This window comes from Bacteroides sp. 519 (assembly GCF_010500955.1).
Classification (GTDB): Bacteria; Bacteroidota; Bacteroidia; order Bacteroidales; family Bacteroidaceae; genus Bacteroides.
The window spans coordinates 36067-50696 of record NZ_QVMJ01000005.1; the positions used below are offsets into that span (position 1 = coordinate 36067).

Genomic DNA, 14630 nt, shown 5'->3' on the forward strand with positions numbered 1-14630 from the left:
TTACACGTTTATTAATACCACTGAATGTTGCTCTGAGTTTGGCTACGTTGTTCCCACTTCAAATCCTGTAGGATACTTGCACTGGCTCTGATGGTGAAGTTATAAGTCTTCCAACGACCAAACGGAGAAAGAGTTGCCGTCATTGTCCAGCAGTGAAGGTCGCGTGAGATATTAAATGTGGTCTGTGTTATTTCTTTAGCAACAAAATCATAACCCGAGTTGAAGCTAACCGCCCATTTATTCGATAACTTAATGTTACCCGAACAGTTAAAAGTATGCCTCAACGAATAAGGATAACGCATTGTTTTATAATTAATCTCTTTCGATTGGTCTTCGGCTATAGTTACTCCATAGTTCAGATTAAGCGACCATGGCATGGCAAATGCCTGATAACCATCTTCATTGGCTACTGCTTTTTCTTTCGGGCGAGAACTCATATTCAATTCATCTTCAGAAGTTTCGTTTTCTTCTGTATCAGATTCGGGTGAGGTTTCCTCGTCCTCTGTCTTTTCACCTCTGAGCTTGGCTTTCAGCTTTTTCCATGTATCATTATTTAATGTGTATTGGAAAGAAGTACTATACCCTTGAAAAATACCAAACCGCCCGCGCGACCATTCTGTTTTATTACTTGAAACCACCTTACCATTCTTATCTAACTCATATCCGTAAGTTTTCCAGGTAGCATTCATATTAAAGGTATAGCTTTTGCTAAATTTCATCCTCAACCGGGTATTCAAATTACTCCAAGGTCTTTCTTTAGCAGCCATGTTATAGGATAAACTGGCCCCCAATTCATCAATAAGACTTATTTTAGTCATTTTAGTTGAATCCTTTGACGACCTCATCTTCATTTCAAGATTATTGGTAATATCAAAACTAATATTACCTTGCTTTCCACGTCCGGGAACACCAAAAGAGTTTCCTTCATACGGAGAATAAGTTGCAACCTGTTCTTCCCCATTTCTATCTGTATATGTTACATCCTTATGATAGCCATAACGTGATGCACCGAAATCGGGAGCCGCCGATAAACTTACTGTAGGAGTAAAGACATGGCGAATTGTTACATCTTTTTTCTTTGCAAATGCAAATATTGGCTGATATGTACCATAAAGTTTGGTATTAATACCTAAACTGGCGTTATAGTTATATACCCGATGGAAACCATATACTGTATCGGTAGCAACCAATCTGCTTTCGTCCTGATCATACTCTTTCAGTACTTTACGTGAGTACCAACGCTCGGTATAATTCACCGAAGGGGTAATATTGAAATAATTAAAGAGGGTAAAAGTGGCACTGATTGGAATACTGTGATTCATTCCGTTAGTCCAGTCTTTAATCAAGTTAGAGTTGAAAAGTTGATCGTCTTTTGTTTTGATGCTATTAGTCAAACGCCCGGTATAGCTCATCGAAATCTTTTCATACCATTTTTCGCCACCTACAGCATTTTTTCTTTTAAAAGGGAAAATACGACTGAGCGAGATATTCATATCGGGTAAAGTTACCGAAATAGATGAGTCGCGTAAAGACTGTGCTATATTCATAGTTCCCGAAATGGTTAGTTTCTGATCGGGGAAGCTACGCGAATAACTAACACTTGAAGTCTTAGTGCTTTGAGCCATCAGGTTAGGATTGTAAATATTGTTAATGCTATTCCGCTCATAACTACTGGTAGTATAGTTTACGCTGGCAGAGAATGTACTGTTTGGATTAGCCTTAGGGTCTTGTCTGTGCGACCACATTATCTTCATATCCTTTGTTTCCGAATAGTCGGGCATGTTTTTTTCACCAAGTTTGGTTATCTGATAACTTCCCTGGAATGAACCTGTATATTTGTATCGTTTGGCATAATTAGATTCCAAACTTAATGCCCATGAACCTTTGGTAAAGATCTCGCCCAATACTTTCAGGTCCATTTTATCACTGATTGCAAAATAATATCCCCCATTCGATAAACCAAAACCGCGATTAGAATCGTCCATGTATGATGGCATAATGAATCCGGAAGAATAACTGCTTGAAAATGGGAAGAAGAAGAACGGCACTGCAATAGGTAGCGGAACATCTTCAACAACCAGATAAGCCGGGCCGGTAACAACATTTTTCTTTGGCCGTACTTTTGCACGGGTTAATTGCAGATAAAAGTGCGGATGATCGTGATGGTCGCAGGTAGTATAGCGTCCGTTAATCATAAACAACTCGTCGTTAGCCCCTTTCTTTGCATTGTTTCCAACCACATAACCTTCTCCTTGTTGGGTTACCACATTACTGATAAGCCCCCTTTTACTCTTAAAATTATAACGGATGGTATTGGTTTCGTAAGGAGTTTCTCCATCTTTAAATATCGGTATACCTGTCTTTACTCCCAAAGAATCTTCTACTCCACGGGCATATACAGTACTACTATCCATATTCATGGTAATAATTTCAGCAGTAAGTTCTATGTTTTGGTAATTTACCTTACCCTGTCCATATAAGTGTGCATACCCTCCCTGTTCAAAAACAATAGAATCGTTAGCTTCATAAAAAACAGGAGCATCTAATGGTTGTTTCTTTGGAGAAGCAGGAACCGTATCGGCTACAACTGTTTCACGTTTCAACGTATCATTTCCTATTGAGTCTCTCGGAATCGTAAAATTTATGGAATCACTACCTGGCATATCAACAGACGATACTCCTCTTCTTCTGCGTTGGGCCATGGCCTCGTCCGGAAGCAAGAGAAATGCGAATAGTAGTATGAATGATATTAAAGTATTTGCTTTCAATGCGTGATGAACTAAACATTTGCGCTATTAGGGGGCAAAAGTACACATTCTCTCTCAAATAAACGTCTGAATATATTTTTTTAATTATTTTTTAGTGCATTATAAGAACATCCTACACCAACAATCGAATCGTTCTAAACCTTCTGCTCCATATTTGCTTATGCTTTTACGAGCTTTATCCACACTTTTTTCGATGTTTAAGTGGGTCTTTGAGAAAAATTTGTCGGCAAAACAAATTACTTGTTCTTCCATACTTACAGGAATCATTTCGCGATGCGGTACAGGCAAGTTCTGTTCTACAATTGCTTTTAGTTCCAGTCCGGCTCCGGTATGACGTTCGCATACCAAAGCATGTTTGGGGAAACCCTCCCGGCTTACAAGTTCCGCTCCCAGATATCCATGACAGATATAAGGTTTATCACCAAAACAAAAAATGCTTGAGGCATCAGTTAAGAATATACCAATATCATGAAGCATAGCTGCTTCGTACAAGAATTCTCTATCCAGGTTCAGTTCCGGATGTTTATCGGCTATCTGTAAAGCTTTATCGGCTACCGATTTACTATGAATAAGCAATATTTGTTTTAATTGATTAGATTCGGGATAATACTTATCTATGAGATTTACAGGATTCATATTAATTGGGGAATTGAATATTGAGAATTGAATATTGAGAATTAATTAAAAGTTAGATTACTATTGGTTATTTAACTTTCAATTTTCAATTTTCAATTTTCAACTGATTAATTTTGTGCAATATTACGAAAAAATTATTTTGCTGAATATGATTAACCACCACTTTTTAAGACTTAACTTCTTTATTCTTCTTGTATTCCCCTGGTTATTGGTAAATGCCGGCAGTCCTCTACTTACTGGTGCCGAACGATTGGATAAATATCTTCCTCTGCTGAAAGATAAACGCGTGGGGGTGGTGGTGAACCAAACATCTGTTGTTGGAACCAATCAAGAACATCTATTGGATGTATTGATTAAAAACAAAGTAAATGTTACGGCTGCTTTTGCTCCCGAACACGGATTCCGGGGCACTGCCGAATATGGTGCAAATGTAAGCGACGGAAAAGATATTAAGACCGGAATCCCCATTTATTCGCTACATGGAAAAACCAAGAAGCCGCTTCCAGAGCAGCTCAACAAAACAGATGTGATTGTTTTTGATATTCAGGATGTAGGTGCACGGTTCTATACATATATTAGTACCATGTTTTATGTTATGGAGGCTTGTGCAGAAAATGATAAGGAGTTTATTGTACTGGACCGTCCAAACCCATGTGATTATGTGGATGGCCCTGTACTAAACCGCAGATATAAAAGTTTTGTAGGTATGCTACAGATTCCTATTCTACATGGGTGTACTGTGGGCGAACTTGCCCGGTTAATTAATGGCGAAGGATGGCTCCTTGGCAAACCGGATATCTGCAAACTTACGGTTATTCCTGTTGAAGGCTGGAAACACGGACAACCTTATTCTCTACCTATTCCCCCCTCTCCTAACCTGCCGAACGACCAAGCTATACAATTATATGCTTCACTTTGTGCTTTCGAGGCTACAAAAATAAGCGTAGGTCGCGGAACAACTTTTCCCTTTCAGGTAATAGGCGCGCCTAACGAAAAATATGGTAGTTTTGCTTTTACACCTCGCTCAATGCCCGGTTTCGACTCTAATCCGTTACACAAAGATGTAAAGTGTTATGGGTTGGATTTACGGAATGTTACCAGTGTTAAGGGTTTAACCCTCAAATATGTAATAGAGTTCTATAAAAAATCGGGCGAAGATGCAACATTCTTTTCACGCCGAAACTGGATGGATTTACTTATGGGTACCAATCAGGTAAGGGAAGCAATTGTTGCCGGCAAAACCGAAGAACAGATTCGGGCAGAGTGGCAAACAGGGCTTGATGAATATAAGGTGATGAGGAGAAAGTATGTTTTGTACTAGTTACAAAAGCTCATAGCATTACGAAAAAAATCTTTCCAAAACCCACAGCTCTGTTTAACTATTTCGTCACTACAAAAAACAACAAAAAAGAAAAACCATCTCGTTTACCACCCGCCATACGCGCCACAGAGCCGATTTTATGATACATTTTCAAAATGCAGCATTTTGCATTGATGAAATGCTGCATTTCGTTCAATCAAAATGCTGCATTTTGAAAGTGTGAAATGCTGCATTTTGAAATAACGATTTGCTGCATAAAAATTAGTACTGATTTATGAATAGATAAAAAAAGACAAATAACAAATCCGATTATTAGGATGATAGCTAAACAGGCTTTAATTAAAATTCACAGTAGCAATGTGTAATTTGTGTTAAATAACCTACTATTGTAATACAGAGATTGCAAATTACTAATTATAAGTTCTACATTTGCCGCCGCAATATTAAGAAATATGAAGAATTGTATAAAATATAGTATAATTGCACTTATTGCAGCATTGTTTTACCTTACAGTGCCGCAACAGGAGATTTATACAATTCAACAAGATCAATCATTTGTTATTTCGCAAGCCGATAATAGCCACGATAATGCCAGAAGTTTGCATATTGCAGGAACAAGGCTTATTTGCGACAATGCAGATTTATCTTACTCAAAAGACTACAGTTTTAAACAATTGTATCGTATTCATAAACACAATAGCTTTCAAAGAAACAACAGCAAACTTCCTCAAAAACAGAATACGAAAGAAATCTCAATATCTCAACATCCGGTAGCATACTATATATTCGGATTGAGAAAGATTATCATTTAAGTTTTTAAGTTTATAGTCCATAAGTTTTTAAGTTTAGGTATATACCTAAGCTTGTAAACCTATGGGCATATATATTTGTTTACTTAAGAACTTAAAGTCTCAAAAACTCAAAAACTTAAAAACTCAAATGAACTTTATTTTTTTAGTCGTTGCTTTTCTAACGGCTATAGTCCTTGTTACGGCTGCTATTGTTATAGCCAAGTTGATTTCACCTCGTTCATACAACCCACAAAAGATGGAAGCATACGAATGTGGCATACCTACCCGGGGGAAATCGTGGATGCAATTCAGGGTTGGGTATTATCTGTTTGCTATCCTGTTCCTGATGTTCGAGGTCGAAACTGTGTTCCTGTTCCCCTGGGCTGTGATTGCCCGTGAACTGGGAACAGGTGGAATCATCAGTATTCTCTTCTTTTTTATCATCTTAGTTTTAGGACTGGCGTATGCCTGGCGGAAAGGAGCATTGGAATGGAAATAAAGAAACCTAAAATAAAATCAATTCCTTATGAGGAGTTTACCGACAATGAAACGTTGGAGAAAATGGCACACGAACTCAACGAGAACGGAGCAAATGTTTTTGTTGGAGCCATGGACGACGTTATCAACTGGGGAAGAAGCAACTCCCTGTGGCCGCTTACTTTTGCCACAAGTTGCTGCGGTATTGAATTTATGGCACTGGGCGCTGCCCGTTACGACATGGCACGCTTTGGCTTTGAAGTAGCCCGGGCAAGTCCGCGACAGGCTGATATGATTATGGTTTGCGGAACAATAACCGACAAGATGGCCCCCGTTCTGAAACGTTTATACGACCAAATGGCCGATCCTAAATATGTGGTTGCCGTAGGTGGTTGTGCTGTTAGCGGCGGTCCTTTCAAAAAATCGTACCACGTGGTAAACGGGGTAGATAAGATTATTCCCGTAGATGTATATATCCCCGGATGTCCCCCACGCCCGGAAAGTTTTCTGTATGGAATGATGCAATTGCAACGGAAAGTAAAAGTGGAAAAATTCTTTGGAGGGGTTAATAAGAAGGAGGTAGAGTGAGGTAGAGTGAGGTAAAGGGAGGTAAAGTAACGATGCCGCATGGAAACTTTACCTCCTTTACCTCACTTTACCTCCTTTACCTCCTCCTTCTAAACTAAACAATAATGAACAATACAATAATCGAAATTGCAGCAGAAGAGTTTCATGATGCAGCTCTGAAACTACGCAATGAGAAACAGATGGATTTTCTGGAATGTATGACCGGAATGGACTGGGGCGAACGCCTCGGTGTAATCTATCATTTGGAATCTACTGCTACGGGCGAACGCATGGTGGTTAAAACTTCCACCGAACGGGAAAACCCTGAACTGGATTCGGTTGCTGATATCTGGAAAGCTGCCGAACTGAATGAACGTGAAATATATGACTTCTTCGGCATCATCTTTCTTAATCATCCGGATATGCGCCGCTTGTATCTCCGGAACGACTGGGTAGGACATCCGCTTCGCAAAGACGATGATCCCAATGATGACAGAAACCCTTTAAGAATGTCGAACGAGATTACAATTGATACCACACATCTGGTAGAGTTGAATCCGGACGGTACATTCAAAGAACAGGAAAATGTAATCTTTGAAGATCGTGAATATGTGGTTAACATCGGCCCACAACACCCTGCAACACATGGAGTACTTCGTTTCCGTGTTTCGCTTGAGGGTGAAAACATGAAAAAGATTGATGTAAACTGCGGTTACATTCACCGGGGAATTGAGAAGATGAGCGAGAGTATGACTTATCAGCAGATTCTTGCATTGACCGACCGACTGGATTATCTGGCAGCACATCACAACCGTCATGCCCTTTGTATGTGCGTTGAAAAGGCAATGGGTATTGAAGTTTCCGAAAGGGTACAGTACATACGTACCATTATGGATGAACTGCAACGTATTGATTCGCACTTACTTTTCTATTCGGCGCTCTGTATGGACCTGGGTGGTCTTACTCCTTTCTTCTATGGTTTCCGCGACAGGGAAAAGATTCTGGATATATTCGAGGAGACTTGCGGTGGCAGATTAATAATGAATTATAATACCATTGGAGGTGTTCAGGCAGATATCCATCCTAATCTTGTAAAGAGGATCAAAGAGTTTATCCCTTATATGCGGGGTATAATTCATGAATATCACGATATATTTACTGGTAACATCATTGCACAACAACGTATGAAAGGCGTTGGTATCCTTAGCCGTGAAGATGCAATTTCTTTTGGAGCCACCGGTGGCACCGGACGTGCTTCGGGGTGGGCATGCGATGTACGCAAGCGCCGTCCGTATGCCCTTTATGATAAGCTGGACTTTAAAGAAATCATTTATACCGAAGGCGATTGCTTTGCACGCTACATGGTACGTATGGACGAGATAATGGAATCTATGAAAATTCTGGAGCAACTTATTGATAATATCCCCGAAGGTAATTATCAGGAGAAAACGAAACCGATTATAAAGGTGCCCGAAGGAACTTATTATACTGCTGTGGAAGCAAGCCGTGGTGAGTTTGGGGTATTCCTTGAAAGCAACGGTGAAAAATATCCTTATCGACTGCATTTCCGTAGCACCGGATTGCCTCTGGTATCTACAGTCGATACTATTGCCCGCGGTGGCAAGATTGCGGATTTAATCGCCATTGGCGGAACACTAGATTATGTTGTACCTGATATAGATCGATGAAATATTTTTTGAACACAGAGACACAGAGGCACAGAGTTTTTTATCATTGTGCTAATCTAAGAATTAAAACCTCTGTATCTCTGTGTCTCTGTGTTCTATAATAATAAAAAAATATGTTAGATTTTAAACCACTAACAAACTGGATACACGAAATGCTTACCTCGGTGATGCCGGAAGGGTGGGCTATATTTATTGAATGTGTAGTTGTTGGAATTTGTATTATCCTGACCTACGCCTTACTCGCCATTGTATTGATATACATGGAAAGAAAGGTTTGTGCCTTCTTCCAGTGCCGTCTGGGCCCGATGAGAGTAGGGAAATGGGGAATCTTTCAGGTATTTGCCGATGTTATAAAGATGCTTATCAAGGAAATCATATCCTTAAAGCATTCGGATAAATTCCTGTACGAACTGGCTCCTTACATGGTAATCATTGCTTCTATCCTGGCTTTTGCCTGCTTACCAATAAGTAAAGGACTGGAAGTGATAGACTTTAATGTGGGGGTGTTCTTCCTTTTGGCAGCCTCATCTATTGGTGTAGTTGGTATTCTGCTTGCCGGATGGGGAAGTAACAATAAGTTTTCGCTTATTGGTGCTATGCGAAGCGGTGCACAGATCATTAGCTACGAGCTGTCTGTTGGATTGTCTATCCTTACGATGGTGGTATTTATGGGAACCATGCAATTCTCGGAAATAGTTGAAGGTCAGGCCGGAGGATGGTATCTATTCAGGGCACACATTCCTGCACTGATTGCCTTTATCATCTACCTGATTGCAGGTAACGCTGAGACGAACCGGGGTCCGTTCGACCTTCCGGAGGCTGAAAGCGAACTTACTGCAGGGTATCATACCGAATATTCGGGTATGCACTTCGGTTTCTTCTACCTGGCAGAATTCCTTAATATGTTTATTATTGCTTCGGTAGCTGCTACAATATTTCTTGGTGGATGGATGCCTTTACACATTCCCGGACTGGATGGTTTCAATACTGTTATGGATTATATTCCCGGATTTATCTGGTTCTTCGGCAAAGCATTCTTTGTGGTGTTCTTGTTGATGTGGATAAAATGGACATTCCCCCGCTTGCGTATCGACCAGATACTTAAGTTGGAATGGAAATATCTGGTGCCTATCAGTATGGTGAATCTTATATTAATGGTGATTATTGTGGTTTTCGGGCTGCATTTTTAAGATAATATTAAAATGAACTTCTATTTTGAAACGCAGATTAACGCAGATTTTCGCAGATTAAAATAATATAATAATCTGCGTTAATCCGCGTTAATCTGCGTTTCAAAAATTCATTAACAGAATATGGAATCTACAAATAATTATTTCAAAGGTTTATTCAACGGCATAGCATCACTGCTAACGGGGATGAAAACTTCAATGACGGTTTTCCTCCGGAAGAAAACAACAGAACAATACCCGGAAAACAGGAAAACACTGGTTATTTCCAAACGTTTTCGTGGTGCCCTTGTATTGCTATATAATGAAAACAACGAGCATAAATGCATTGCTTGTGGACTGTGTCAAACTGCCTGTCCCAATGATACTATAGAAATTATCAGCGAAATGGTAGAAACAGAGGAAGGCAAAAAGAAGAAAATACTGAAACAATATAACTATGATCTGGGTGCATGTATGTTTTGTCAACTTTGCGTGAATATATGTCCGCAGGATGCAATAACCTTTGCACCATCGTTTGAAAACGCTGTGTTCGACAGAGATAAACTTCACCGGGTTCTTAATAAGTTTTGAGTTATGAGTTTTGAGTTATAAGTTACCATACGGCATTGAAAACTCAAAACTCACTACTCATTACTCATAACTTAAAATATGGAAACAATCGTATTCTTTGCATTGGCTGTGTTTATTGCCGTTTTTTCGGTAATGACTGTTACCACCAAACGTATTGTACGTTCGGCCACTTACCTGTTATTTGTTCTTTTCGGCACGGCAGGTATCTATTTTCTTTTGGGCTATACATTCCTGGGTTCGGTACAGATTATGGTGTACGCCGGAGGTATTGTAGTGCTGTATGTATTCTCCATTCTCCTTACATCGGGAGATAATGATTTTGCAGAAAAGCTGAAAAGAAGCAAGTTTCTGGCAGGATTGGGAGCCACTTTAGTAGGTGCCGTTGTGGTACTGTTTATATTGTTAAGGCATAAGTTTGTTCCCACTACAGACCTTGAGCCTGTGGAACTTAATATAAAAACAATTGGGCATACATTACTTAGCAGTGATAAGTATGGTTATGTTCTACCTTTTGAGGCAATAAGCATCTTGCTTTTAGCCTGTATTATTGGTGGATTATTAATCGCGCGAAAGCGCTAGTTGTGAGTGATGAGTTGTGAGTAATGAGTAATGAGTTTTTTCCATGCGGCATTACTTAACTCACAACTCATTACTCACAACTCATAACTCATAACTCATAACTCAAAACTCAAATTATGGAGTACTATCTTATAGTTGCAGCTATTATGTTTTTTGCTGGTATTTACGGCTTCTTCACTCGCCGTAATACGCTTGCCATCCTTATATCTATAGAATTAATACTGAATGCTACAGATATAAACTTTGCTGTATTCAATCGTTTCCTCTTCCCCGAAAGCCTTGAGGGACATTTTTTTGCATTGTTCTCCATCGCTATATCAGCAGCCGAAACGGCTGTGGCAATCGCGATTATGATTAACATATACCGCAATATACGCAGTATTCAGGTGAAAAATTTAGATGATTTAAAATGGTAAAAGATATGTTCGACTTTACTATATTTATATTAATACTTCCTCTCCTATCTTTTCTGATACTGGGAATCGGAGGAAAATGGATAAAACCTGTTATTGCAGGATATATCGGCAGTATCAGCCTCGGCATAATTACAATACTTAGTTATGCTACGGCATGGATGTATTTCACCCTGCCACGGCTGGCCGATGGTACTTTTGAAAAACTCATGCCTTACAACGAAGTGTGGTTAAGGTTTACCAATACACTTCATTTTGACCTGGGTATTTTGCTCGATCCTATTTCCGTAATGATGCTGGTGGTGATCACTACCGTATCTTTTATGGTGCATATTTACTCCTTGGGATATATGAAGGGTGAGCAAGGGTTTCAGAGATATTATGCTTTCCTTAGCCTCTTCACCATGTCGATGCTGGGATTGGTGGTTGCAACAAATATTTTCCAGATGTATCTGTTCTGGGAATTGGTGGGCGTTAGTTCGTACCTACTTATCGGCTTCTACTACACCAAACCTGCGGCTATTGCTGCATCGAAGAAAGCGTTTATTGTTACCCGTTTTGCCGATCTGGGCTTCCTGATTGGTATCCTTATATATGGATTCTATGGCGATACATTCGGGTTCAATCCCGTGTTGGGTCCGCACGAAGAACTTGGCACCGGCACCTTGCCGGCACTTGCTTTGGGGCTGATGTTTATAGGTGGTGCAGGTAAAAGTGCAATGTTCCCACTACACATCTGGCTACCCGATGCTATGGAAGGTCCTACACCTGTCAGTGCGCTTATTCACGCAGCAACAATGGTTGTTGCAGGGGTTTATCTTGTGGCGCGTATGTTCCCGCTGTTTATTGGTTATGCACCGGGGGTATTGGAAATAATTGGTTGGGTAGGCGCATTTACCGCCTTGTTTGCCGCGGTTATTGCTTGTGTGCAGACAGATATTAAACGTGTTCTTGCTTTTTCAACCATCTCACAGATCGGCTTTATGATGGTAGCTCTTGGTGTTTGCACCAGCGATGATCCGCACACCGGAGGGTTGGGTTATATGGCGTCTATGTTCCATCTCTTCACACATGCCATGTTTAAAGCACTGTTGTTCCTTGGAGCCGGTAGTATTATCCATGCTGTACACAGTAATGAGATGAGTGCTATGGGAGGATTACGAAAATATATGCCTGTTACTCATATTACTTTCCTTATTGCATGTCTGGCCATAGCTGGTATTCCACCACTATCGGGTTTTGTTTCCAAGGATGAGATACTTACTGCCTGCTTCAGCTACAGTCCTGTGATGGGTTGGGTAATGACGGGGATTGCCGGCCTTACAGCCTTCTATATGTTCAGATTATATTATAACATATTCTGGGGTGGCGAGGTGTCGCACGGGAATCTGGCCGTGGCGCCTCGCCACCCACACGAAAGTCCTGTAAGTATGCTCTTTCCACTGATATTTCTGGCTCTGGTTACCTGTGTGGCAGGATTCATCCCCTTCGGGAAATTTATAAGTAGTAACGGACAGGCTTATGATATTCATTTGAATACAACAATTGCAGTAACAAGTGTTATTGTGGCAGTAATTGCAATTGGTGTGGCAACATGGATGTATATGCGTCCATCTCGTACTGTTGCGCAAAAACTTGCTCAACGTTTTTCCGGATTGCACAAAGATGCTTATAACCGTTTTTATATTGATAATATATATCAGTTCGTTACACACCGGATTATATTCGGATGTATCTCTACCCCGATTGCGTGGTTCGACCGCCATGTGGTTGATGGATTCTTCAACTTCCTTGCCTGGGGGGCCAACGTGGCCAGCGAAGGTCTTAAAGGCTTCCAGAGTGGAAGGGTGCAGCAATATGCTATTGTGTTTTTATGTGGGGCGGTGGCGCTTGTGTTATTGCTGATATTATAACATGATAATGAACCGCATGGAATTCCTCTCCCTAGAGGGGAGAGGTGCCCAAAGGGCGGAGAGGGGGGACGCAAAGGTTGCGCAGCCGAATTACCATGTGGCATATTTTTACTCCCCGCCCCGGCCTTCGGCCACCCCGCCCCTCAAGGGTGGGGAATTCCATGCGGCATCACAACTCAAATCTCATTACTCAAAACTCAAAACTTTAAATTATGAACTTTTTATCATTATTCATATTAATACCATTGTTAATGCTTCTGGCATTATGGATTGCCAAAGGCACAAAAGCCATTCATGGCATTATGGTAGCAGGTAGTAGTGCCTTATTGCTGCTTTCGATAGCATTAACGGTAATGTATTTAGGCGAAAGAAATGCCGGCAACACAGCCGAGATGCTTTATACAGCCAGTATTGTTTGGTATGCTCCTCTCAATATACATTATGCCGTTGGTGTGGATGGAATATCAGTTGCCATGCTTCTGTTATCGACTATCATTGTATTTACAGGTACTTTCGCCTCCTGGCAGATGAAAAAACAACCCAAAGAATACTTTTTGTGGTACACGCTATTAAGCCTCGGTGTATTTGGTTTCTTCATCTCGATCGACCTGTTTACTATGTTCATGTTTTACGAGATAGCACTTATTCCCATGTATCTGCTTATTGGTGTATGGGGTAGTGGGCGCAAAGAATATGCAGCAATGAAGCTTACGCTTATGTTAATGGGCGGTTCGGCATTCCTGCTGATTGGTATATTGGGGATATATTTCGGAAGCGGAGCAACTACAATGAACATACTGGAGATTGCACAATTACATACCATGCCCTTTGCACAACAGTGTATCTGGTTCCCTATTACATTCATTGGTTTTGGGATACTTGGTGCTTTATTTCCGTTCCATACATGGAGTCCCGATGGTCATGCTTCGGCACCCACAGCAGTATCCATGCTTCATGCAGGTGTATTAATGAAACTCGGAGGATACGGTTGCTTCCGTATTGCTATGTATCTGATGCCGGAAGCAGCGAATGAATTAAGTTGGATATTCCTGATTCTAACAGCTATCAGTGTGGTATATGGTGCATTCAGTGCTTGTGTTCAGACAGATTTAAAATACATCAACGCTTATTCTTCGGTAAGCCACTGCGGATTGGTACTCTTTGCAATACTTATGATGAATCGAACAGCAACTACAGGTGCTGTACTTCAGATGCTTAGTCATGGTTTAATGACAGCCTTGTTCTTTGCTCTTATCGGGATGATTTATGGTCGTACACATACCCGCGACATTCGTGAACTTAGCGGATTAATGAAAGTAATGCCCTTCCTCAGTGTTTGTTATGTTATTGCCGGCTTGGCCAATCTGGGACTTCCCGGACTTAGTGGGTTTGTGGCCGAAATGACAATCTTTGTGGGTTCCTTCCAGCATACGGATACTTTCCATAGGGTTCTTACTATTGTTGCAACAACTTCTATTGTTATTACAGCAGTCTATATCCTGCGATTAATTGGTAAGATATTATATGGTAAACCCAACGAAGCACATTTAAAATTGACTGATGCCACCTGGGATGAACGTATTGCGGTGATTATGTTGATTGTCTGCGTAGCAGGACTTGGGATTGCTCCTCTGTGGATTAGTGATATGATAAGCGATAGTGTATCAGGAGTTTTGAGTTTTAAGTTTTGAGTTTTGAGTATATATGGTTATACTAA

Annotated in this window: 13 protein-coding genes; 11 read left to right on the forward strand and 2 right to left on the reverse strand. The window is 40.6% G+C overall.

Annotated elements, in window-relative coordinates; all coding sequences use genetic code 11:
* Positions 1-11: 11 nt before the first annotated feature.
* Entirely contained in the window at positions 12-2768 is a 2757-nt protein-coding gene (locus tag D0T85_RS06495) for a putative LPS assembly protein LptD (RefSeq protein WP_163211447.1), read from the reverse strand.
* 99 nt (positions 2769-2867) lie between these two features.
* Positions 2868-3404, reverse strand: a complete 537-nt coding sequence (locus D0T85_RS06500; protein WP_163211450.1) for an HD domain-containing protein — start codon at positions 3402-3404, stop codon at positions 2868-2870.
* Between the two features lie 148 nt (positions 3405-3552).
* Here D0T85_RS06500 and D0T85_RS06505 point away from each other — a divergent pair, with 148 nt between their 5' ends.
* From D0T85_RS06505 to D0T85_RS06555, 11 genes are all read left to right on the forward strand, one after another.
* Positions 3553-4725 (forward strand): exo-beta-N-acetylmuramidase NamZ domain-containing protein, encoded by a 1173-nt coding sequence (locus tag D0T85_RS06505; RefSeq protein ID WP_163211452.1) that lies wholly within the window; start codon positions 3553-3555, stop codon positions 4723-4725.
* A gap of 452 nt (positions 4726-5177) precedes the next feature.
* Positions 5178-5537, forward strand: coding sequence for a hypothetical protein (locus D0T85_RS06510; protein ID WP_163211454.1), 360 nt, complete (start codon positions 5178-5180; stop codon positions 5535-5537).
* A 127-nt stretch (positions 5538-5664) separates the two neighbouring features.
* A complete protein-coding gene (locus D0T85_RS06515; RefSeq protein ID WP_163211456.1) occupies positions 5665-6015 on the forward strand; it encodes an NADH-quinone oxidoreductase subunit A in 351 nt (116 codons plus the stop codon).
* Complete coding sequence (locus D0T85_RS06520) at positions 6006-6581, forward strand: NADH-quinone oxidoreductase subunit B (protein WP_163211458.1); 576 nt, start codon at positions 6006-6008, stop codon at positions 6579-6581. Before D0T85_RS06515 ends, D0T85_RS06520 begins: the two co-directional genes overlap by 10 nt.
* 104 nt (positions 6582-6685) lie before the next feature.
* Positions 6686-8248, forward strand: coding sequence for an NADH-quinone oxidoreductase subunit D (locus D0T85_RS06525; RefSeq protein ID WP_163211460.1), 1563 nt, complete (start codon positions 6686-6688; stop codon positions 8246-8248).
* 113 nt (positions 8249-8361) lie between these two features.
* Positions 8362-9438: an NADH-quinone oxidoreductase subunit NuoH gene (nuoH, locus tag D0T85_RS06530; RefSeq protein WP_163211462.1), complete on the forward strand. Its 1077-nt coding sequence runs from the start codon at positions 8362-8364 to the stop codon at positions 9436-9438.
* Between the two features lie 123 nt (positions 9439-9561).
* The gene (locus tag D0T85_RS06535; RefSeq protein WP_163211463.1) at positions 9562-10008 is read left to right on the forward strand and encodes an NADH-quinone oxidoreductase subunit I; all 447 of its coding nucleotides are present in this window, start codon (positions 9562-9564) and stop codon (positions 10006-10008) included.
* A gap of 78 nt (positions 10009-10086) precedes the next feature.
* Entirely contained in the window at positions 10087-10587 is a 501-nt protein-coding gene (locus D0T85_RS06540; protein ID WP_163211465.1) for an NADH-quinone oxidoreductase subunit J, read from the forward strand.
* 116 nt (positions 10588-10703) lie between these two features.
* Entirely contained in the window at positions 10704-11003 is a 300-nt protein-coding gene (nuoK, locus tag D0T85_RS06545) for an NADH-quinone oxidoreductase subunit NuoK (RefSeq protein ID WP_163211467.1), read from the forward strand.
* Between the two features lie 5 nt (positions 11004-11008).
* Positions 11009-12913 carry an NADH-quinone oxidoreductase subunit L gene (gene nuoL, locus D0T85_RS06550; RefSeq protein WP_163211469.1) on the forward strand — a complete coding sequence of 635 codons (1905 nt, stop codon included), beginning with the start codon at positions 11009-11011 and terminating at the stop codon, positions 12911-12913.
* Positions 12914-13125: 212 nt separating this feature from the next.
* On the forward strand, positions 13126-14604 hold the full coding sequence (locus D0T85_RS06555) for a NuoM family protein (protein WP_163211471.1): 1479 nt from the start codon (positions 13126-13128) through the stop codon (positions 14602-14604).
* Positions 14605-14630: the final 26 nt, after the last annotated feature.